General features: G+C 69.7%; 16 protein-coding genes. 6 read left to right on the top strand and 10 right to left on the bottom strand.

From position 1 onward, the window contains the following. The first annotated feature begins 304 nt into the window (after nt 1–304). Nucleotides 305–3,307, top strand: a complete 3,003-nt coding sequence (locus tag SGCZBJ_RS12400) for a TonB-dependent receptor plug domain-containing protein (RefSeq protein WP_165799308.1) — start codon at nt 305–307, stop codon at nt 3,305–3,307. Nucleotides 3,308–3,471: 164 nt separating this feature from the next. Here the strand turns inward: SGCZBJ_RS12400 and SGCZBJ_RS12395 are convergent, their stop codons facing one another. The 6 genes from SGCZBJ_RS12395 to SGCZBJ_RS12370 all read right to left on the bottom strand — a co-directional run bounded on the left by SGCZBJ_RS12395 (nt 3,472) and on the right by SGCZBJ_RS12370 (nt 11,299). Further along, nucleotides 3,472–3,840 carry a response regulator gene (locus tag SGCZBJ_RS12395; RefSeq protein ID WP_101718306.1) on the bottom strand — a complete coding sequence of 123 codons (369 nt, stop codon included), beginning with the start codon at nt 3,838–3,840 and terminating at the stop codon, nt 3,472–3,474. A 5-nt stretch (nt 3,841–3,845) separates the two neighbouring features. Next, entirely contained in the window at nt 3,846–5,468 is a 1,623-nt protein-coding gene (locus SGCZBJ_RS12390; protein ID WP_101718305.1) for a sensor histidine kinase, read from the bottom strand. Between the two features lie 149 nt (nt 5,469–5,617). Continuing rightward, on the bottom strand, nt 5,618–6,733 hold the full coding sequence (gene aroB / locus SGCZBJ_RS12385) for a 3-dehydroquinate synthase (protein ID WP_101718304.1): 1,116 nt from the start codon (nt 6,731–6,733) through the stop codon (nt 5,618–5,620). A 4-nt stretch (nt 6,734–6,737) separates the two neighbouring features. Next, complete coding sequence (locus tag SGCZBJ_RS12380) at nt 6,738–7,313, bottom strand: shikimate kinase (protein ID WP_101718303.1); 576 nt, start codon at nt 7,311–7,313, stop codon at nt 6,738–6,740. 294 nt (nt 7,314–7,607) lie between these two features. Further along, on the bottom strand, nt 7,608–8,864 hold the full coding sequence (locus tag SGCZBJ_RS12375) for a carbohydrate porin (protein WP_101718302.1): 1,257 nt from the start codon (nt 8,862–8,864) through the stop codon (nt 7,608–7,610). Beyond that, nucleotides 8,861–11,299 carry a membrane-bound PQQ-dependent dehydrogenase, glucose/quinate/shikimate family gene (locus SGCZBJ_RS12370; protein ID WP_101718301.1) on the bottom strand — a complete coding sequence of 813 codons (2,439 nt, stop codon included), beginning with the start codon at nt 11,297–11,299 and terminating at the stop codon, nt 8,861–8,863. The genes SGCZBJ_RS12375 and SGCZBJ_RS12370 overlap by 4 nt, the downstream gene beginning before the upstream one ends. Nucleotides 11,300–11,529: 230 nt before the next feature. On the opposite strand from SGCZBJ_RS12370, the gene SGCZBJ_RS12365 reads away from it, so the two are divergent. The 5 genes from SGCZBJ_RS12365 to SGCZBJ_RS12345 all read left to right on the top strand — a co-directional run bounded on the left by SGCZBJ_RS12365 (nt 11,530) and on the right by SGCZBJ_RS12345 (nt 17,906). Beyond that, nucleotides 11,530–12,993 carry a hypothetical protein gene (locus SGCZBJ_RS12365; RefSeq protein WP_101718300.1) on the top strand — a complete coding sequence of 488 codons (1,464 nt, stop codon included), beginning with the start codon at nt 11,530–11,532 and terminating at the stop codon, nt 12,991–12,993. Next, nucleotides 12,990–13,907 (top strand): site-specific tyrosine recombinase XerD, encoded by a 918-nt coding sequence (locus tag SGCZBJ_RS12360; RefSeq protein WP_101718299.1) that lies wholly within the window; start codon nt 12,990–12,992, stop codon nt 13,905–13,907. Before SGCZBJ_RS12365 ends, SGCZBJ_RS12360 begins: the two co-directional genes overlap by 4 nt. Before the next feature lie 89 nt (nt 13,908–13,996). Next, entirely contained in the window at nt 13,997–15,415 is a 1,419-nt protein-coding gene (locus SGCZBJ_RS12355; protein ID WP_101718298.1) for a purple acid phosphatase family protein, read from the top strand. 92 nt (nt 15,416–15,507) lie between these two features. Then, nucleotides 15,508–15,729 carry an alkylphosphonate utilization protein gene (locus SGCZBJ_RS12350; protein WP_101718297.1) on the top strand — a complete coding sequence of 74 codons (222 nt, stop codon included), beginning with the start codon at nt 15,508–15,510 and terminating at the stop codon, nt 15,727–15,729. Between the two features lie 107 nt (nt 15,730–15,836). After that, a complete protein-coding gene (locus tag SGCZBJ_RS12345) occupies nt 15,837–17,906 on the top strand; it encodes an ATP-binding protein (protein ID WP_101718296.1) in 2,070 nt (689 codons plus the stop codon). Here SGCZBJ_RS12345 and SGCZBJ_RS12340 read toward each other — a convergent pair. The 4 genes from SGCZBJ_RS12340 to SGCZBJ_RS12325 form a co-directional block, all read right to left on the bottom strand. Further along, nucleotides 17,903–18,553, bottom strand: coding sequence for a hypothetical protein (locus SGCZBJ_RS12340; protein WP_101718295.1), 651 nt, complete (start codon nt 18,551–18,553; stop codon nt 17,903–17,905). The genes SGCZBJ_RS12345 and SGCZBJ_RS12340 overlap by 4 nt on opposite strands. Further along, nucleotides 18,550–18,861, bottom strand: coding sequence for a PadR family transcriptional regulator (locus tag SGCZBJ_RS12335; RefSeq protein WP_101718294.1), 312 nt, complete (start codon nt 18,859–18,861; stop codon nt 18,550–18,552). The genes SGCZBJ_RS12340 and SGCZBJ_RS12335 overlap by 4 nt, the downstream gene beginning before the upstream one ends. Before the next feature lie 124 nt (nt 18,862–18,985). Beyond that, nucleotides 18,986–19,471: a VOC family protein gene (locus SGCZBJ_RS12330; RefSeq protein ID WP_101718293.1), complete on the bottom strand. Its 486-nt coding sequence runs from the start codon at nt 19,469–19,471 to the stop codon at nt 18,986–18,988. A 99-nt stretch (nt 19,472–19,570) separates the two neighbouring features. Then, a complete protein-coding gene (locus SGCZBJ_RS12325; protein ID WP_101718292.1) occupies nt 19,571–20,578 on the bottom strand; it encodes a hypothetical protein in 1,008 nt (335 codons plus the stop codon).

Genomic DNA, 20,578 nt, shown 5'->3' with positions numbered 1-20,578 from the left:
TTCCCCTCCACCCCCGTCGTTGCTTAGAGCGCCCAGCAGTTTCATCCAAGGATCATCGTTCTTGGAGGTCGCTTCCGCCGCCCTGTGGGCAAAACTGTGTCGTATTTGCTACGATCTCGGACATCCGCGTCACAATTTGGCCAAGTGCGTTGAGGTGGGTCGCAAACCTGTTACGTTTCGCCGCGCCGGCGGTATGGGATGTGCCGCTGGCGAAATGCAGTGCGGGGCAGCCCGCGGGGGAATTTCATTGATGACGTTTGATAAGAGAAATCTGCTCGCGACGACGGTTATCGCGGGTATCGCGATGCTTGGCGTCGTGTCGGCCGCTTCGGCCCAGACGGCCAAGCCGGCTCCGAAGGAAGAAGCCGCGGCCAACGAAGTTGAAGAACTGGTCGTCACCGGTTCGCGCATCAAGCGCTCGGAATTCAACAGCGCCTCGCCCGTGACCGTGATCACCAGCGAAAGCGCCGAACTGCAAGGCCAGATCGACACCGCCTCGATCCTGCAGAGCTCGATCCTCGGCGCCACCAGCCAGCAGATCAACAACAACTTCACCGGCTTCGTCACCACCGGCGGCAACGGCGCCAACACCCTGTCGCTGCGCGGCCTGGGCGCCCAGCGCAGCCTGACGCTGATCAACGGCCGTCGCGCCGGTCCCGCCGGCATCGGCGGCACGGTCGGCCCGTTCGACCTGAACGTCATTCCGAGCTCGGTCGTCGACCGCACCGAAATCCTGACCGGCGGCGCCTCGTCGATCTATGGTTCGGACGCCATCGCCGGCGTCGTGAACATCATGACGAAGCGCAACAGCGACGACGGCGAATTCAACGTCAACGCCAACGTGCCGTTCAGCAAGGGCGGTGAAGTCTACCGCGCCAACATCTCGAAGGGCTGGACCTTCAGCCGCGGCTACGTGAACGCTTCGGCCGAGTACTACCAGTCGAACGGCCTGCGCTTCAAAGACCGCGACTACCTGAACTGCCCGCAGGACTACACCTTCGATCCGGTGACCGGCGCCCGTCGCGACCTCGTCATGCCCGACGGTTCGTACAAGTGCCTGAACACCCTGACCGGCATCTACATCCGCGGCACCGCCCGCTACATCCCGGACGCCGCCGCCGTCTCGAACGGCTGGGACCTGAACGGCTTCCGCCGCGTCAACGGCAGCCTGGCTACCGTTTCGGCCGACGTCCGTCCGGACCTGGCCGGCACGCAATCGGCCTACACGATCTACTGCGGCAGCAGCACGACGGGCAACTGCTCGAGCCCGCTTGCCTTCGCCCGCGCCAACCAGGCGCTGCAGACCACCGACTCGCCGCTGCAGGGCTACCGCCACGCCGTGTCGCCGGTTACCCGCAAGTCGGTGTTCGTCACGGGCGGCTTCGACCTGACCGAAAAGACGGAACTCTACGGCGAACTGCTGCTGAACCGTCGTGAATCGGAACAGCGCAGCATCCGCCAGCTGGGTCCGACGATCAACGCGAACAACCCGACCAACCCCTTCAACATCGCCAACAACCCGAGCTACGTCGGTCCGACCGGCGCGGCCCTGGCGGCCTCGTCGTTCTCGCCGATCTTCGTGCTGCCGGTCACCCGCGACCAGACCGTCGACTACGCCCGCGTCGTCCTCGGCGCTCGCGGCGTGCTGCCGGAATCGCTGCCGATCCTCGGCAACTGGGACTGGGACATCTACGGCCAGTACTCGAAGTCGTCGGGCGACTACGGCCAGGACTTCATCTACAACGACCGCATGCTGGCCGTGTCGGGCGCCGCCCGATGCAACCAAGCGCTCGTGACGATCTCGGCCAACATGCCGAACGCGACCTGCCCGACCAACATCAACCTGGCCAAGGTCTCGACGGTCGGCGGTAGCTACCTGACGCCGGAAGAGTACGCCTTCCTGAACGGCTACGAGCAAGGCCACACCGAGTACGTCTACCAGTACGTGGAAGGCTCGATCAGCGGCGACCTGTTCACCCTGCCGGCCGGTCCGGTGGGCGCGGCCGTCGGCTTCCAGCTCCGCAAGGAAAAGCTGGACGACGTCCCGGGCTACAACAGCCGCAACAGCAACTACAACGGTTCGGCCGCCTCGGCTGAAACCCACGGCTCGGACGAAGTGAAGGAGCTCTTCGGCGAACTTGAAGTTCCGCTGCTGAAGGACCTGCCGCTGATCGACAAGCTGACGCTGAACTACTCGGCGCGCTACTCGGACTACAAGTCGTACGGCTCGAGCAGCACCTACAAGGCCGGCCTGAAGTGGAACATCAACTCCACCTGGGCCCTGCGCGCCAACAAGGGCACCTCGTTCCGCGCTCCGGCGCTGTACGAACTGTACCTCGGTTCGTCGTCCAGCTTCCTGGCCCAGACCAGCGACCCCTGCTACCAGTACGCGACCACGGCCGGCGTGACCGACCGTCAGCGCGCCAACTGCGCGGCCCTGGGCATCGCGGGCAACTCGACCCACGGCGGCGCCGGCTCCTACACCATCTTCGCCAAGGGCGGCGTTGGTTACCTGGAAGCCGAAGAGTCGGACAACAAGTCGATCGGCATCGTCTTCTCGCCGAGCTTCATCGACCTGAACGTCTCGCTCGACTACTCGGAGCTGACGGTCAACAACCAGGTGCAGCGCTACGGCGCCGCCAACATCCTGGACTCGTGCCTGGATGCGCCTGACTTCCCGACCAGCCCGTACTGCAGCCTGATCACCCGCAACACCGACACCTCGTCGGCGACCTTCGGCGCCGTGCTGACCGTGTCGGACGCGTACCTGAACGTGGCCAAGCAGTGGAACAACGCCCTCGACCTGAGCGCGGTGTACCGTCACGAGCTGCCGCACGGCACCCTGACCGTTTCGGGCCAGTTCACCTGGACCCTCGACTGGTACACCCAGCTGAGCAACGGCGCGGATCCGGTGAAGAACCAAGGCTTCACGGCCTATCCGGACTTCGCTGGCCGAACGGGCGTCTCGTATAACCAAGGCGATTGGACCGTCACCTGGGCCACCCAGATGGTCGGCAAGACCTCGGACGTCGACGACAGCTACAGCGGCTATGGCACGGACATCATCACGTACCGTGACCAGACCGCCTACGTGAAGCGTCACATCGAGTTCAACGCCACGCACGACGTCTCGGTCCGTCGCAAGTTCGACGACATCACCGTGACCGCCGGCATCAACAACGTGTTCGACGAGCAGCCGCCGTTCTACTCGTCGTCGTCGGCGAGCCGCTTCTCGAACATGCGTCTGGCCTCGTCCTACGACATCCTCGGCCGTCGTATGTTCGTGAACATCAACAAGAAGTGGTAGGAAAACCAACCCTCTAGGGGGCTGGGAAGGGCGGCGAGGGCAACCTCGCCGCCCTTTTTCTTTGGCCGCTTGGCTGGGCGGGCGGCCAAGCGAAAACAGCCGCCCCGGGCGTCCGAAGCGGCTGTCGATGATCCGAGGATGGAGCGGGCGCGAAGCCCGCAGCGTCAGACGACCTGGGCGGCCAGGCCTTCGAGCACGCGGCGCAGGTCGGCCTCGCGGAACGGCTTCTGCAGCACCGCCGAGCCCTTGTGCGGCTCGGTCAGGCCCGCCTCGCCGTAGCCGCTGGCGAAGGCGAAGGGCACGCCGCGCGCCTTCAGGGCGTCGGCGACCGGGAAGATCGGGCGTCCGCCCAGGTTGACGTCGAGCAGGGCTGCGTCGATCTCGGCCGAGCCGGCCAGGCGCAGGGCCTCCTCGATCTCGGCGGCCGGGCCCACGACCTCGCAGCCGAGATCGCCGAGCATGTCCTCGACCAGCATCGAGACGAGGGCTTCGTCTTCGACCACCAGTACCTTCAGGGCGGCGAGGGTCTTCATCTGTTTCACGGCTCCAGGGCGGCGAGGGGCAGCGTCATGGCGCAGACCAGGCCGGATTGATCATAGGCGAGACGGACCACGCCGGACAACTCTCCGGCGAGGCCCTTCTCCAGAAGGCGGGCGCCGAAGCCGCGGCGGCTCGGCGGGGTTACGCGCGGGCCGTCGCGCTCGGTCCAGGTCAGGACCAGGCGGACAGGGGCTTCGAGCGGTTCGACGGACCACGCCACCGTCACCCGTCCCTCGGGCGTCGACAGGGCGCCGTACTTGGCGGCGTTGGTGGCCAGTTCGTGCACGGCCATGCCGATGGCGACAGTGGCCTTAGGGTTGAGGCGCAGGTCGCGGGCGTAATCGAAGTCCAGCCGCTCGCGGCCGGCGAAGGCCTCCAGTTCGGCGTCGACGATCTCGCGCAGGCTGGCGCTCTCCCAGTTCTGCTCGGTCAGCAGGTTATGGGTCTGGGACAGGGCGATCAGCCGGGCCTCGAAGGCTTCGCGGAAGGCCTCCAGGCCATCGGCGGCGCGCAGGGTCTGGGCGGCCATCGACTGGACGGTGACCAGGGTGTTCTTGACGCGGTGATTGAGCTCGTTGAGCAGCAGGCGCTGGCGCTCCTCGGCGCGCTTGCGCTCGGTGACGTCCAGCGACACGCCGGCCATGCGCCGCACCCCGCCGCCGATCACCGGTGTTTCATCGCGCACGGCCGCGCGGCCGCGGGCGTGCACCCAGCGCGTCTCGCCGCTGGGGATCACCACGCGGTACTCGATGTCGTAGTCGCCGCCGGTGCGGATGGCCTCGTCCATGGCCGCCAGCATTCGCTCACGGTCGCTGGTGTGGATGGTGGCGACGAGGTCGTCGAAGCCGAAGTCCTGGTCGGCGGTGCGGCCGTAGTTCGACTTGCAGATGTCCGAAGCGTCGTAGGCGCGGGTTCCGACATCGAGCTCCCACGAGCCCAGGCGGCCGGAATCGAGGGCGAACTTCAGGCGCTCCTCGGTGCGGCGACGCTCAGTCAGTTCGCGGTGTCCGGCTTCGCCCGCGCGGCTACGCTCGATGGCGACGGCGGCCTGGGCGGCCAGGCCGATGATCAGGGTTTCGGCGCGAGCGTCGAACTTCCCGGTGTCGCGATGGCCGAAGAACAAGCCGCCCAGCACCACGTCATCGACCGTGGTCACAGGAGCCGCCAGGTAGCTGCGCACAGGCAGGTGTCCCTCGGGCATGCCCCGGCGCGGCGCGTTCTGGCCATAGCGCGGATCGGCCAGGATGTCGTCCGAACGGACCACGCCCACGCCGTCGAAGGTGGGGGCGAAGATCGCCGTCTTGCGCGGCATGGGAAAGTTGGCGAACGCCTCGGGCGGCGCGCCGGCGAGGCCATAGAGCATGTAGCTCTCTCCGGCCTCGTCGGTGACGTTGTAGAAGAAGGCTCCGAACTGGGCGCCGATCAGCTCGACGCCGCCGTCGATCACCGCCTGGACGGTCTCGCCCAGGCTCTGGTGCGCGCCGATGGCCGCGGCGATGCGGCTGAACGCCTCGTTGCGACGGACCTCGTCGGCGTGAGCAGCCTGCGCTTCGGCCAGCCGCCGGCGGAGATTGGCAACCTCCTCCGTCGCTGACACTGCGTCGGCCTCCAAAACGGTCACCTAGGCTCCCCCTGGACCCCTGCGCCGACACTCCGGCGCGTCGTCCTCAACGCGCCGGAACCGCAGCGGTTCCGCTCGAACGTAAACAAGCTTGGCCTTTGGGAAAGCGCGATTGCGGACGAGCAGAAACGCGCGTCTCGCGGCAGGCTTCAGCCCGCCGCGCCCTCGGTCAGCAGGAAGGCGCGCAGCGGGGCAGGATCGACGCCCTTGGCGACGAAAGCCTCGCCGATCCTGCGCACCAGCACGAAGGTCAGGGCGCCGCCCTCGGCCTTCTTGTCCTGACCCATGTGGGCGATCAGGGCGTCGGCGCCGAAGGGCTGGCTGCGGACGTCGGCCAGGGTGGTCGGCAGGCCGGCGGCCTTGATGGCGGCCACGGCGCGGACGGCGTCCTGGGCCGAGCACAGGCCTTGCGAGGCCGAGAAGCGGAAGGCCTGGGCCATGCCCACGCCCACGGCCTCGCCGTGCTTGAGCGCATCGCCGAAACCCATCTCGGCCTCGATCGCGTGGCCGAAGGTGTGGCCCAGGTTGAGGAGCGCGCGGCGACCGGCCTCCTTCTCGTCCTCGGCGACGATCTCGGCCTTCATCTCGACGCTGCGGCCGACGGCGCGGACCAGGGCTTGCGTGTCGCGCTCGAGCACGGCGTGGACGTTTTTCTCCAGCCACTCGAAGAACTCGAAGTCGCCCAGCAGGCCGTACTTGATGACCTCGGCATAGCCGCAGGCCAGCTCGCGGGCGGGCAGGGTGGCCAGCACGTCGAGGTCGGCCAGAACCAGGCGCGGCTGGTGGAAGGCGCCGATCAGGTTCTTGCCGCGGGGGGTGTCGATGGCGGTCTTGCCGCCGACCGAGCTGTCGACCTGGGCAAGCAGGGTGGTCGGGATCTGGATGAAGTCGACGCCGCGCTTGTAGATCGCCGCGGCGAAGCCGGCCAGATCGCCGATCACGCCGCCGCCGAAGGCCACGATCATGTCGCCGCGCTCCAGGTTCAGCGCCAGCAGCTGGTCCGACAGGTGGGCCAGGCCCTCGAAGCTCTTGGTCTCCTCGCCCGGCGGCAGCACGATGACGTCGACCGCGGCGCCGGCCTTTTCCAGCGACACCGACAGGCGCTCCACATGGTGTTCGCCGACATTGGCGTCGGTGACCACGGCGCAGCGCTTGCGCTTGGACAGGAACGGCAGGACGTGCTCGCCGGCCTTGTCGATCAGGCCCGTACCGATGACGACGTCATAGGCGCGGTCGCCCAGGCCCACGGGAACGGTGCGGATCACGGTTTTACTCTCCGGTAGCGGACGCGGCGGCGAGGCGGCCCTGCAGGGCGGCGATGACGGCTTCGACGGCCACCATGTGGGGCGTGTCGCCGGTCTCGACGGTCAGGTGGGCCTCGCCATAGGCGGGGTAGCGGGTCACGGCCTGCTCGCGCAGGACGTCCATCGGGTCGCGGTTCTTCAGCAGCGGGCGACCGTCCTTGCGGCCGACGCGGCGGGCCAGCAGTTCCAGATCGGCTTTCAGCCAGACGGCGATGGCCTTGTCCTTGATCAGGGCGCGGGTCTCGGCGTTGACGAAGGCCCCGCCGCCGGTGGCCAGCACATGCGGCGGCTCGTCCAGCAGGCGGGCGATGACCCGGCGCTCGCCGTCGCGGAAGGCCTCTTCGCCCATCTCGGCGAAGATCTCGGGGATCGAGCGGCCGGCGGCGCGTTCGACCTCGTTGTCGGCGTCGCGGAACGGCAGGTCCAGCGTGTTGGCCAGGCGCCGGCCGACGCTGGACTTGCCCACGCCCATCAGCCCGACCAGCACGATGGTCCGGTCACGGAGGTCTGGATAGCGGGGCGGAGCGAGTTCGGCGGTCATGGTCGGCTCCCCCGATACACGACCCGCGCCCCCGCCGCCACGCTTGGGACTGCGGTTATTCCTGGGGCGGGCGTTAGTTTTGGGGAGGGGGCATTCACGGCCTTTCCTTCAATCCCGTCATTCCCGCCCTTGTGGCGGGAACCTCTCTGTCGGCCGCAAGGGAGGATGGGGCGGACTGCCAGGCAGTCCGCTTGCGCCGCACCTGCGAGCGGAGCCAGGGTTTCCCGCCACAAGGGCGGGAATGACGGGAGGTTGGGGCGGTTGGATCCACATGCGTCCCAACGGTCTCGCCCCTCAGAACTGCGCCTTCACCTGCGCGCCCACGGCCAGGGCGTTTGGGGTGTCGCGATAGCCGAAGGCGCCAGGGTCTATGACGTACTGCACGTCGGGACGGACGGTCAGCCAGCGATTGGCCTGCCAGCCATAGCTCAACTCGATTGCGGTCTCGCCGGCCGGCAGAGCTGCGTAGTCGACCGGCGAGGCGGCGGTGTCGGCATAGGCCTGCCGCAGGCGCGGATTGAGCCGGGCGTGGATCAGGCCCAGCGCGATGGTGTCGGCGTCGCGGCCGGGGAAGGTTCCGGTCTTCACCAGGCCGGCCTCGTACCAGCGGGTGATCGGGGCCGAGGCCTTGGGATTGCTGGTGAACTGGCCAAACAGCGACAGGCCCCGATTTCCGCTTCCCTCGCGCCAGACCATCTGGTCGGCCAGCAGGTAGACGCCGTAGCGGCCCTTCACCGTTCCGGTCTCGCCCTGACGGGTGACGCGCGAGCTGTCGTAATAGGCGCCGAGCTTGTAGTGGCCCGGCAGGCCGCCGTTGGTCCCGCGATCGTACTCGACCTCCAGCGGCAGCATGACGCCGGTGGAGCCGGAGGCGAACGGACGCCAGGCGTTTCGCTTGTCGTTGAGGGCCGGGTTCACCTGGTAGACGCCGGTGCGCACGAAGAGGTCTGGCCGCACGGCGTAGCGCGCGGCGACGCCCCAGCGGGCGTTGGGATAGTTGTACCAGCCGCTGTCGCCCGACATCGACAGCGGGTGGGCGCAGAAGGCGGCGTTGACCAGGTTGCAGCCGATGGCCATGCCGCCCAGGTCGTTGCCCATGGCGAAGAAGCCGGCCCGTAGGTCCAGCCGGCCGCCGTCCAGCTGCTGCTCGATGGAGAGCTCGGTCAGGCGCGTATACTGGCCGCCATAGGCTTCCTGGATCGGCAGGCGGTTGCCGACCACGTCGGACGACACGCCCTTGCCGCGTCGGTCGTTGAAGGTCAGGTGCAGGATCCCCCCCGACCAGCCGGCCAGCTTGTCGAGGTCGAAATCGGCGCCGACCCGGATCTGCTGGGTGTAGCCGCCGCCGCGCCGCAGGCCGCCGTCCAGCACGCTGAAGGTCTCCGAGACATAGTCGCCGCGGAAGGCGATCCCGTCTCCGGCCAGGTCGGTGCGCAGACCGCCCCAGTCTCCGGTTAGGGTCGTGCGTTCGCCGGCGAGGGCGGGCGAGGCGCAGGCCAGGGCCGCCGCCAGTCCGGCGGCGGCGCCCAGCCGTTCGATCGGCCTGCTCATTTCAGCGCGTAGGCGATCACGTAGTCGCCGCGGTCGGGCGACTGACGCGCGCCGCCGGCGGTGATCACCACGTACTGTTTGCCGGTCTTGGGCGATCGGTAGCTCATCGGGCCGCCCTGGCTGCCCACCGGCAGGCGGGCCTTCCACACTTCCTTGCCCGTCGCGGAGTCGAAGGCGCGCAGATAGTAGTCCTGCGTGCCGGCGAAGAAGACGAGGCCGCCCTGCGTGGCCAGGCTGCCGCCAAGGGTGGGCAGGCCGATCGGCATGGGCAGGCCCATCTTGATCCCCAGCGGACCGGTGTCGCGCACCGTGCCGACCGGGACCTGCCACTTGATCTTCTGGGTCGTCATGTCGACGGCGGTCATCGTGCCGTAGGGCGGGGCCTGGCAGGGGATACCCAGCACCGACAGGAAGCGGTTCTTGTCGACCGAATAGGGCGTGCCCTTCAGCGGCACGGCGCCCATGCCGGTGTTGACCGCCTCGCCGCCGCCGCCGGCCGCGGCCTTGCTGGTGTCCTGCGCGATCATCCGCACCCACAGGCCAAGGCGCATGTCGTTGACGAAGATGGTGTTGGTGGTGGGATCGGTCGACAGGCCGCCCCAGTTCATGCCGCCCAGCGAGCCCGGGAAGCTCAGCGACTTGTCCGTGCCCGGGGCGGTGTAGAGACCCTCGTAGCGCATGCCCTTGAAGGCGATGCGGCACAGCAGCTGGTCGAAGGGCGTGGCGCCCCACATGTCGGCTTCCTTCAGTGTCTGGGCGCCGATCTGCGGCATGCCGGTCGAGCGCGGCTGGCTCAGGGCGTAGGGCTCTCCGGGGATGTCGGCGGCCTTGACCGGCACGTTCTCGACCTTGGTCAGCGGCTGGCCTGTGGCGCGGTCGAGCACGTAGAGCTGGCCGGCCTTGGTGCCGAAGACGAGGGCGGGGGTGGTTCCGCCGCCGGCCTTGGGGAAGTCAATGAGGCTGGGCTGCATCGGCACGTCGAAGTCCCAGAGGTCGTTGTGGACGGTCTGGAACACCCACTTCTCGCGGCCCGTCGTGGCGTCCAGCGCCAGCATCGAGGCGCCGTAGCGATGGTCGAGCGCGCTGCGGGTCTTGCCGTAGAGGTCGACCGAGGCGCTGCCCACCGGCATGAACACGGTGTTGGAGGCCGGATCGTACGACATCGACGACCAGACGTTCGGCGTCGAGCGGGCATAGGTCTTGCCGGCCGGCGGTGCGCCGGTGATCGTCGGATCGCCGGGGTCGAAGGCCCAGCGCAGGGCGCCGGTGATGACGTCGAAGCCGCGAACCACGCCGCCGGGCATGTCGACCTGGACGTTGTCGGCGATGCGGCCGCCGACGACGATCGTCGTGCCGGCCAGGGTCGGGGCGGCGGTCAGCTGGTACTGCGGGTCGGGGGCATCGCCAAGGCCGGCCTTCAGGTTGACGCGGCCGGCGGTCCCGAAGTCCTGGCAGGCCTTGCCGGTGTCGGCGTCGAAGGCCATCAGCACGGCGTTGATGGTGTTCATCAGGATGCGGCGACGGCAGGGCGCGCCCTCGGGGATGGCCGCCGTGAGGACGGGCGTCGAGCCGGCGACGGTCGGTTGCAACAGCGGCGCGCCGGCGTCGAAATAGGCCAGGCCCCGGCAGCGCATCCAGACCGAGGCTTTGGCGTCGACCACGGCCTTCCACTTTTCGCGCCCGGTATCGGCGTCCAGGGCGATGACGTTGTTGTGAGGGGTGCAGATGTAGACGGTGTCGCCGACCTGCAGCGGGGTGTCCTGGTCCTCGGCGCCGTTGCCGTCGCTGACCGCCACGTCGCCCGTGCGGTAGGTCCAGGCGACCTTCAGGCCCTGCACGTTGTCGCGGGTGATCTGGTCCAGCGCCACGAAGCGGCTGGCGCCGGGGGTGTTTCCATAGGCTTCCCAGTTCTTCTGGGCCTTGGCCGGGTCGACTGGGGCGAGGCCGGGCGCCGCGCCGGCGAAGGCGACGGTGGCATGCGGGAAGAACATGGCGGTGAAGCCGGCGCCCGCGCCCAGGGCCAGCACCGCGCCGGTCGCCAGGGCGGGAACAAGCGCCGAGGGCCTGCCGCTGGCCCGCGCCATCAGCGGATAGGAGAAGGCCACCACGGCCGCGCCGACGCTCAGGGCCAAAAGGCGCGAGATCAGCGGCCAGAACGAGACGCCCGATTCCCAGAGCGCCCAGATCACCGTGGCTGCGAACACCGCGCCGAACAGCAGGGCGCCGCTCGCCTTGGCCCGGCCGATCTGCACGCCGGCCGCGACCAGCGCCAGGCCGGCCAGCACGAAGTAGGGGCTGCCGCCCAGAACCAGCAGCTTGCCGCCGCCGATCAGGAAGAACAGGCCAGCGGCCAGGATGACCGCGCCGAGTAGCAGCAGCCATAGCCGCGCCAGCGGACTGACGGATTTGCGGGTGTCGGACAGGGTGGAGGGCATGGGGTCTCCCGTGGATGATCGACGCGGCTCGACCACTCCCGTCCGAACTGATGGACGTATGGAGCCCCCCACGGGCTCAAGCTCACGCTAGGTAAGCAACAGCTTGGCGCTGTGAACCCAAACCCGGCCGCCTGCAAGCTTTTCTGGCCGACCGTGGTTACGCCCTTTCGCCGCGCAATCGCCGTCCAACCGTCTTCTGCCTGCCGCGCTTCCTTGCCATAGTAGGGCTCATGGCTTTCTCCCCGCGTTCCCCGCTGGCGCTCGCCGCCGCCGTTTCCGTTCTCGCCGCCGCGGCGTCCGTCCACGCCCAGGAGGTGGCCGTCAGCACGCTGGCGCCGCCCGACCTGTTCTCGAACCCCGCCGCCGACACCGGCCTGCCGGGCGACCTGTGGAAGGACGCCTCGCCGGGCCTGATGCGCGAGACCCTACCCAAGCTGGCCGCCAAGCCGCTGTCGCCGGCCTTCGCCGATTTCGCGCGGCGGGTGCTGGCCACCGGCGCGCGGGCCCCGGCGGGCGTCGGCGACGATCCGGAAATGGGCGGGACGCGGGCCCTGGCCCTGATCGCCTTGGGCGAGGCGGCCGGCGCCAAGCGGGTGATGGACCGCACGCCGGGCCTGGACCAGAACGCCGCCCTGGCCATGGCCGCGGCCGAGGCCAACCTGATCGCCGGCGACGACGATCGCGCCTGCGCCGTGGCCGACGCCCTGAGCGCCGATCGCGGAACCGGCTACTGGCTGCGGCTGCGGGCCTTCTGCCAGGCGCGGGCCGGCCAGACCGCCGAGGCCCAGCTGACCTTCAACCTCGCCCAGCAACAGGGCAAGGACGCCGACTACGCCCGGCTGATGCCGGCGCTGCTGTCGGGCGCGGCGCCGACCGGCGGCGCCAACCTGCGCACCGGGATCAACTACGCCCTGTCGAAGAAGCTGGGGCTGGACATCCAGGCGGCTTCGGCGACCGCCACCCCGGCCACCCGCCCGCTGCTGGCCCCGCCGGCGGCCGACCTGGCGGCCGCGCAAGGCTCCGACTGGGCGTTCCTGAAGGGCGCCAAGCCCGGGGCGGACTTCGCCGCCGCCGCCCGCGCCGCCGCGCCGCTGATCGCGGCCCTGGTCGCCGCCGATGCGCCGATCACCGATCTGGGCCTCTTCCTGCGCGCGGCCCTGACCGCCGGCGACGTCAAGACCGCCCAGGCGATCCGGGGCAAGATGACCGGCGACGCCATCCCCGGCGTCGGCAATCAGGACCTGGCTCTGTTCGACGCGGCCTTGGCGGCGGCCTCGGGCGGTTCGACCGACCAGGCGCTGGACCGGCTGGTGGAGCTGGGCGCCAATGGCGGGGCCAAGTCTCCGGCCCAGCCGGCCGCCGTGGTGCTGCAAGCCCTGGGCGGGGCGCTGAGCCCCGAGGACCGCGCCACCTTCGCCGGCTTTGAGGCGGGCAAGTCGACCGCCTCGGCCGCGCGGCTGGCGCTGCTCGATACCGCCGCCGCGGCCGGCCGCAAGGGCGAGGCCGCCGTACTTGCTTTGTCGGTCGCCGCCGACGCCGGGACGGCCGGTCCCTCGGCCGCCGATCGCGCCCGCATCGTCGCGGCGCTGAACCGTGCGGGCCTTGCCGCCGACGCCCGGGCCCTGGCCGTCGAGGGGCTGCTGCCCGCGCCGCCGGCCCCTCCGGCCGCCAAGCCGACCCCGAAGAAGAAATGAGCGCAAAGGCAGAGGGCTGGGTCGAGGCCTTCCTGGAGATGATGGCCGTCGAGCGAGCGGCCGCAGCCAACACCCTGCGCGCCTACGAGAAGGACCTGGAGGACGCCCGGGGCTTTTTGAGCGGCAAGAGCGACGATCTCGATACGGCCGAGGCCGAGACCATCGAGGCCTATTTCCAGGACCTGGGCGCGCGCGGCCTGTCGCCGGCCACGGCGGCGCGGCGCCGCTCGGCCGTGCGGCAGTTCTATCGCTTCGCCCTGGGCGAGGGCTGGCGGAGCGACGATCCGTCCCGCCGCGTGGTCGCGCCCAAGGCCGGCCGGCCGCTGCCCAAGGTGCTGTCGCGGGCCGAGATCGACGCCCTGCTGGCGGCCGCCTCCGACAAGGACGGCGCCCAGGGCCTGCGGCTGTCGTGCATCATCGAGCTGCTCTACGCCTCGGGCCTGCGGATCAGCGAACTGCTGGCCCTGCCGCTGTCGGCGCTGGCGCGGGATCCGGCCTTCCTGATGGTCAAGGGCAAGGGCGGCAAGGAACGGCTGGCCCCGCTGAACGACGCGGCGCGCGCGGCGGTGAAGGCCTATATAGAGGGAAGGCTGCAATTCCTGCCAAACGGCCAGAAGGACAGTCCGTGGCTGTTCCCCTCGCGCGGCAAGGGCGGGCGGCTGACGGCGCGGCGGGTCTCGCAACTCCTGGAAGACGCCGCCATCGCCGCCGGCATCGATCGCGACAAGGTCAGCCCCCACGTGCTGCGCCACGCCTTCGCCACCCACCTGCTGGAGGGCGGGGCCGACCTGCGGGTGATCCAGACCCTGCTAGGCCATGCCGACATCGGCACCACCCAAATCTACACTCACGTGGCCGGCGAGCACCTGGCCGAGGTGGTGCGCACCAAGCATCCGCTGGGAAAGAAGGGTTAGGGGCGGGCGACCTTCGTCAATCTGTCACGGAACCCGGGCAGTAGCGCGGGGCGGCGACGGTGGGGTCGTCAGTCGACGGAGGGAAAGTCATGGGCCTGCGGAAACTTCTGGTCGGCGCGGCGGCGATCGCGCTCGCGGCGCTGTCGTCGGCGCCGGTCCTGGCCCAGGAAGCCGCCCAGCCCGTTCCGCGCTCGCCGGGTCTGCCGTTCAAGCCCAAGGGCCTGCCCGACCGCATCGTGCTGACCGCCGGCGCGGACCCCTCGCGCGAGATGGCCGTGGCCTGGCGCACCGATCCGCGCCAGGCGAGCGCCGAGATCCAGCTGGCCCCGGCCATCGACGGACCGAGCCTGGCCTTCCACGCCAGGACGCTTTCGGGAGCCAGCAAGGCGATCGACAGCGCCAACGGTCCGGCGCTCTATCATCAGGCGCGGCTGACCGGCCTGTCGCCCGATACGGCCTATGTCTACCGCGTGAAGGGCGCCGACGGCTGGAGCGAGTGGCTTCAGTTCCACACCGCCGCGGCGACGTTCCGTCCGTTCCGCTTCCTCTATCTGGGCGACACCCAGAACGGCATCCTGCCGATCGGCTCGCGGGTGATCCGCCAGGGCTTCCAGTCCACCGCCGCGCCTGCCCTGGTGCTGCACGCCGGCGACCTGGTGGCCCAGCGCGACGACCTCGACCACGACGACGAGTGGGGCGAGTGGACGGCGGCCGGTGCCTACAACTTCTCGATCGTTCCGCAGCTGCCGGCCACCGGCAACCACGAATATGTCGACGTGACCAAGGCCGACGGGACCGAGAGCCGCAAGCTCGGCCCCTACTGGCCGTTGCAGTTCGCCCTGCCGGACAACGGCGCCGAGCCGGTGAAGGGGACGACCTACTACGTCGACTACCAGGGCGTGCGGTTCATCATCCTGGACGGCACCGCGGCGCTCGATCTCGGCGCGCTGGAGGCCCAGACCCGCTGGCTTGACCAGACCCTGGCGGCCAGCAAGGCCCGGTGGAACGTCGTCACCTTCCACCAGCCGATCTTCACCTGCGCCCGCCCGCAGGACACCGAAAAGCTGAAGGCGGCCTGGAAGCCGGTGTTCGAGGCCCGCAAGGTCGATCTGGTGCTTCAGGGCCATGACCACTGCTACGCGCGCCTGACCAGCGAGGCCGGCAAGGCCGACGCCGCGCGCCGCCACAAGGCAGGCCAGCCGCAGGGACCGGTCTATGTGGTCTCGGTGGTCGGCTCGAAGATGTACGCCCTGAACGACCGCGCCCTGACCCAGCCCGACAAGGTCGCCGCCGACACCGAGTTCTACCAGGTGATCGACGTCGACGCCGACAAGCTGGGGTTCGCCGCCTACACCGCCAGCGGCAAGCTCTACGACGCCTTCACGCTGAAGCGCGCCAAGGACGGCGCCAAGACCCTGGTCGAGAGCAAGGAGTCGATGCTGGCCCAGCGGGTCTGCAACGGCGCCACGGGGCCGGACGGCGCGCCTTGCCTCGGCCGCGCGAAGTAGGGACGGCGAAACCGCTTAGACTTTGCCTCCGACGCGCTCTAAGAAGCCCGTACTTTTTGTGCGGGCTTCGCTTGAGGCCCAGGGAGCCTTCCATGTCCGACGAAACCCGCGATTCCAACGGCGCGATCCTGGCCGACGGCGACAACGTCACCCTGATCAAGGATCTGAAGGTCAAGGGGGCGGGCGGGGTGACCCTCAAGCGCGGGACCCTGGTCAAGAAGATCCGCCTGACCGGCGATCCCGACGAGATAGAGGCCAATGTCGACAAGGTGAGGGGCCTGGTGCTGCGCACCGAGTTTGTCAAGAAGGCCTAGAAACGCGCATCGCGAGAAATTCCCGTCTCGTCTTAACCGTTTAGCCGGGGTTGGGCGCGATCCTGCGGGCGATTTCGTTGGGGGACGAGGGGATCGCGAGTACGCGTATGGTGGCTTTCCAACGGTTCGAGGGCGAGGGGCGGCAGACGCTCCTGCTGCTGGCGTTGATCTTCGCCTACGCCGTGACCATCGCCTATTGCGACCTGCTGACAAGGGGGCCGTCGGGCATGGCCACCCTGTGGCCGTGCAACGGCCTCCTGGCCGGCGGCCTGGTCCTGCTCACGCCGCGCCGCAGCCTGATCCTGTTGGCGGTCACCACCGTCTGCCACGTGCTGCTCGACCGCCTGGGCGGCACGGCGCCGGCGATGACCGCGCTGTTCACGGTGCTCGACACCATCGAGGCGGCGGTGATCGCGGTGGTGCTGCGCAAGGCCTTTGGCGGACCGCCGAGAATGAAGAACCTGACCCAGGCGCTGAGGGTCGTGGGATTGGCCCTGCCGATCACCGCCGTGCTGGCCGTGATCGGGGCCTTCGCCAGCGCGCCGATGCTGAGCGTATCGCTGCCGGTGCTGGTCAAGAACTGGATGTTCGTCAACGCCCTGGGCATGACGGCGGGCCTGCCCATCGCCCTGATCCTGTTCGACCCGCGCATCCAGCGCGGCTTCGAGCGGCCGTTCTGGGAGAAGATCGCCTGCTACGTGATGGTGGCGGCCGCGGCGCTGATCGCCTTCGGGCGGCCGGGTCACACCCTGCCGTTCCTGGTGTTTCCGGCCGGGGTGCTGGTGGCGTTCCGGCTGGGCCCGAAAGGCGCGGCCTGGACGACGGTGATCGTCGCCGCCATCGCCGCGCCGCTGAGCGTGCTGGGCATCGTGGCCGAGGCCGCCACGCGGGCCCAGGCGTCCGAGCGCATGCACGCCTTGCAGTTCCTGGTCAGCGCGCTGCTGTTCACCTGCCTGGCCGCCGCCCTGGCCCTGGCCAACCAGCAGCGCCTGAGGCTGCTGCTGGTGCGCCGCCAGGCCCTGGCCCGCAAGGCCCAGGCCCGCGCCCAGGCCGCCAGCCAGGCCAAGACCGAGTTCCTGGCCACCATGAGCCACGAGATCCGCACGCCGCTGAACAGCGTGCTGGGCTTCACCCGCCTGCTGGCCGACCGTGACGACCTGGCCCCGGAGGCCCGGCGCCACGTGGGCCTGATCGACGGGGCTGGCGGGGCCCTTCTGACCCTGGTCAACGACGTGCTCGATTTCTCGCGGGTCGAGGCCGGCCGGGTGGAGCTTCAGGTCGAGCCCGCGCGCGCCGAGGCGGTGCTGCGCGACGCCGTCGCCATCGTCGCCCAGGAGGCCCGCGCCAAGGGCTTGTCTCTGGATGTCGAGGTCGAAGGACAGACCGGCAGTCATCACACGCTGGACGCCGACCGTCTGCGCCAGGTGCTGCTGAACCTGCTCAACAACGCCGTGAAGTTTACGCCGGCCGGCCGGGTGACCGCGCGGCTGGCGGTGACGCCCGGCGGGGACGCCGACCTCCTGCGGATCGAGATCGTCGACACCGGCATCGGCGTGCCGCCGCAGCTGCGCGATCGCCTGTTCCAGCGCTTCAGCCAGGGCGACAGCTCGGTGACGCGGGCTTTCGGCGGGGCGGGCCTGGGCCTGGCGATCAGCAAGGCGCTGGTCGAACTGATGGGCGGGCGCATCGGCATGACCGCCAACGCCGAGCAGGGCTCGACCTTCTGGATCGAGCTGGCGGCTCTGCCTTGCGAGGCCGCCCCGAGGTGCGTGGTGGCGGCCGGCGGCCGGATCGCCTCGGCCCGCGTGCTGCTGGTCGACGACCACCCGATGAACCGCGAGATCGGCGGGGCCTTCCTGGCCCTGGCCGGCTGCGAGGTGATCACCGCCGAGAACGGCCAGGAGGCCGTGGACATGGCGCGGGACGGCGGCTTCGACATCGTGCTGATGGACATCCACATGCCGGGCATGGACGGCCTTTCGGCCACCCGCGCGATCCGCGCCCTGCCCGGGCCCGTCTCGGCCGTGCCGATCATCGCCATGAGCGCCGACGCGCTGCCCCAGCAGATCGCCCAGTGCCGCGAGGCCGGCATGGTCGACCACGTGGCCAAGCCGATCCAGAAGGACGTCCTCTACGCGACGGTCGAGAACTGGCTGGTCGAGCGCGAGGCGGCTTAGGCCGCCGCCGGTTTCGGCCGGGTCCAGCGGTCCAGGCCGAAGAAGACGAGCCCCGCGACCAGCAACAGGCCGAAGGCGATGATGTTCAGCCAGGCGAAGCCCAGATGCGAGGGGGCGGGCCAGAACGCCATCAGCAGGGCGCTTCTGGCCGCTTGGGCCAGGGCGCCGACCAGGACGGCGACGAACAGGCCGCGCATCCGTCCCTTGACCACGAACCAGGCCGCGGCCGCGAAGCTGAAGCCCATGATGAGCGTCAGCATGATGTTCCACGGTTGGAACTGCAGCAGGCCGTCGATCGCCTGCTCGGCGGAGGCGCCGCGGAACATCCCCAGCCGGCCGGCCCATCCTTCCATCCCGCTGAGTTTCAGGTCGGCCAGGACGAGCAGCCAGTAGCTGGTCGGGAGCACGTGGAAGGCGGCGGCCAGCATGGCCAGGGCGGCCACGAACAGGCGGGCCGAAACCAGGGCGATGCGCATCGGATCGATCCTGCGGCGATAGGCGGCCAGCACACAGCCGGCGGCGAAGACCACGGCCTCGCCCGGGGCGTCGATGGCGGACAGTTCGGCCTTCATGCCGGCGGCCCAGTCGCGCTGGGCGGCCGGCAGGACGGCGGCGGCGTGGTCGAGCAGGCGCTCGGCGAGGCTCATGGGCGCACCGTCGAGGGCTGGAGCGGCGCTGCGCCCGGCGTCGGCTCGGCGCGCTGGCGGGCCAGGGCGACGCCGGCGCCGGTCAGGCGATAGGCGTGCCGCGCGGGCCGCCCGGGCTGAAGGGGCTGGCGCCACTCGGCCTCGAGATAGCCCTGGTCCGACAGCCGCATCAGCAGCGGATAGAGGGTGCCCGACTTCAGGCCCGTCTCCTTGGACAGGTCGTAGCCGTAGCGCCAGGCCTGAGGCTGGGCCAGCAGGGCGGCCAGCACGCCGACCGTCTGTCGCGAGATGTTGGGTGCGCGGGTCATGTCGTCATTAGCGATATATGTAGAGTTTGAGTCAAGGAACATTGTTTGGCGGGTGGCGCTCCCTCCGTCGCCTTCCCGGTTTCCGCGCGTCGGGGCCGGGATGGCGGCGGAGGGGAGGGCCGCGTCACTCGCCGCGCGCGGCCTTCTCCAGCGTCGGCACGTCGATCTTGCTCATGGTCATCATCGCGGCGAACACCCGGCCTGCGACGGCCTTGTCGGGGCCGGTGGTCAGCTCGATCAGCTGGCGCGGGGTGACCTGCCAGGACAGGCCGTAGCGGTCCTTCAGCCAGCCGCACTGCGAGGGCTGGCCGCCGCCGGCCAGCAGGCCGTCCCAGTAGTGGTCGACCTGCGCCTGGCCGTCGCAGTCGATCGACAGCGAGATCGCCTCGGTGAACTTGAAGTGCGGCCCGCCGTTCAGCGCCACGTGCGGCTGGCCGTCGAGCTCGAAATAGACCGTCGACACCGAGCCGCCGGGTCCGGCCGGCGGCGGCACGTCTTCGGGATAGCGGTTCACCGACACGATCCTCGAGTTGGGAAAGATCGAGACGTAGAACTCGGCGGCCTCCAGGGCCTGGGTATCGAACCACAGGAACGGCGAGATCTTCGGCATGGCGTTGCTCCTCCTGCGCGGCCTCGGCGGCCGCGTCTTCCCGAGGACGAAGGAACGCCCGCGATGCCGACAGGGTCGAGGAGAAATTTGGGGGCGGCTTCAGGCGTAGCGGGCGGCGAGGTCCAGCAAGGCCTCGTCGGGCGCAGCGTAGCTGACGATCCGCACGTCCAGCGCCTGGTCGCGAACGGCGTCGAGCGCGCGAACCATGGCGGCGTCGATCCAGGCGGTCGCATTGCCGAAGGCGCCGCCGCCCAGGCGCGTGAGATAGATCACGCGACGGCCCCGCGCGGCGTTGAGCAGGCCCGCCAGCAGCGTCGCCTCGTAGGCCGCTTCCAGGATCAGGCCGGCGAAGGGCGCGGCGAGGGTCTTGGTCACCGGCGCATAGCTGACGGGTAGGGCCGAGCAGAAGGCCTGGCAGACCGTCTGTCCCGGCCTTTCGGGGGTATCGGTGACTTCGGCGTCCCAGACCAGGCCGATGCGCAGCAGGCCGCGCAGGGCGTCGATCTGGTCGGCTTCGAGATAGTCGAGGACGGCGGCGATCGCCCCCAGGCCGCTGTCGGCGCACAAGGCGTAGCCATTGCGCATGCTCCACAGCGCGTCGAGCGGGCGTCCAGTCAGATCCGCAAGCCGTGCTCCAAGCTCGGCCAGGCCGTCGAACTGGCGATCCCGGGTCTGGCCGATCCGGCCGCCGACCGGCGCAAGATAGTTGCGATAGACCGTGGCCGCGCCGACGGCGATGGCGCAGGCAGGGCCCTGGGTCGGGTCCCAGGCGTAGCGGGCGACGCCGTCCTCGGGGCTGACGCCGGGGTCGACCATCTCCAGTAGGTTGAACTGCGAGGCGACCTGGAACAGGGCGTCGGCGTTGTCGGCGCGATTGTGCAGGGCGCGGGCGTCGCCGCGCACGATCCGCACTGAAAGTCGCCCGGGCGCCGACACGCCGCCTGCACGCTTGCGCAGTTCGGCCAGGGACGGGAGTTCCAGGGTTCCGATGTTCCAGGTCGCGTCGACGGCGTCGGAGCCCAGGCGTCCGTCCACTATCCGCAGCCGCGCCTGAGTGGTGGCGTAGTCGCCTTCGGCGAAACCGACAAGGCGTTCGAACCAGTCCAT

The sequence above is a fragment of the Caulobacter zeae genome (assembly GCF_002858925.1).
Classification (GTDB): Bacteria; Pseudomonadota; Alphaproteobacteria; order Caulobacterales; family Caulobacteraceae; genus Caulobacter; species Caulobacter zeae.
This window is presented reverse-complemented; position numbering and strand designations above follow the sequence as displayed.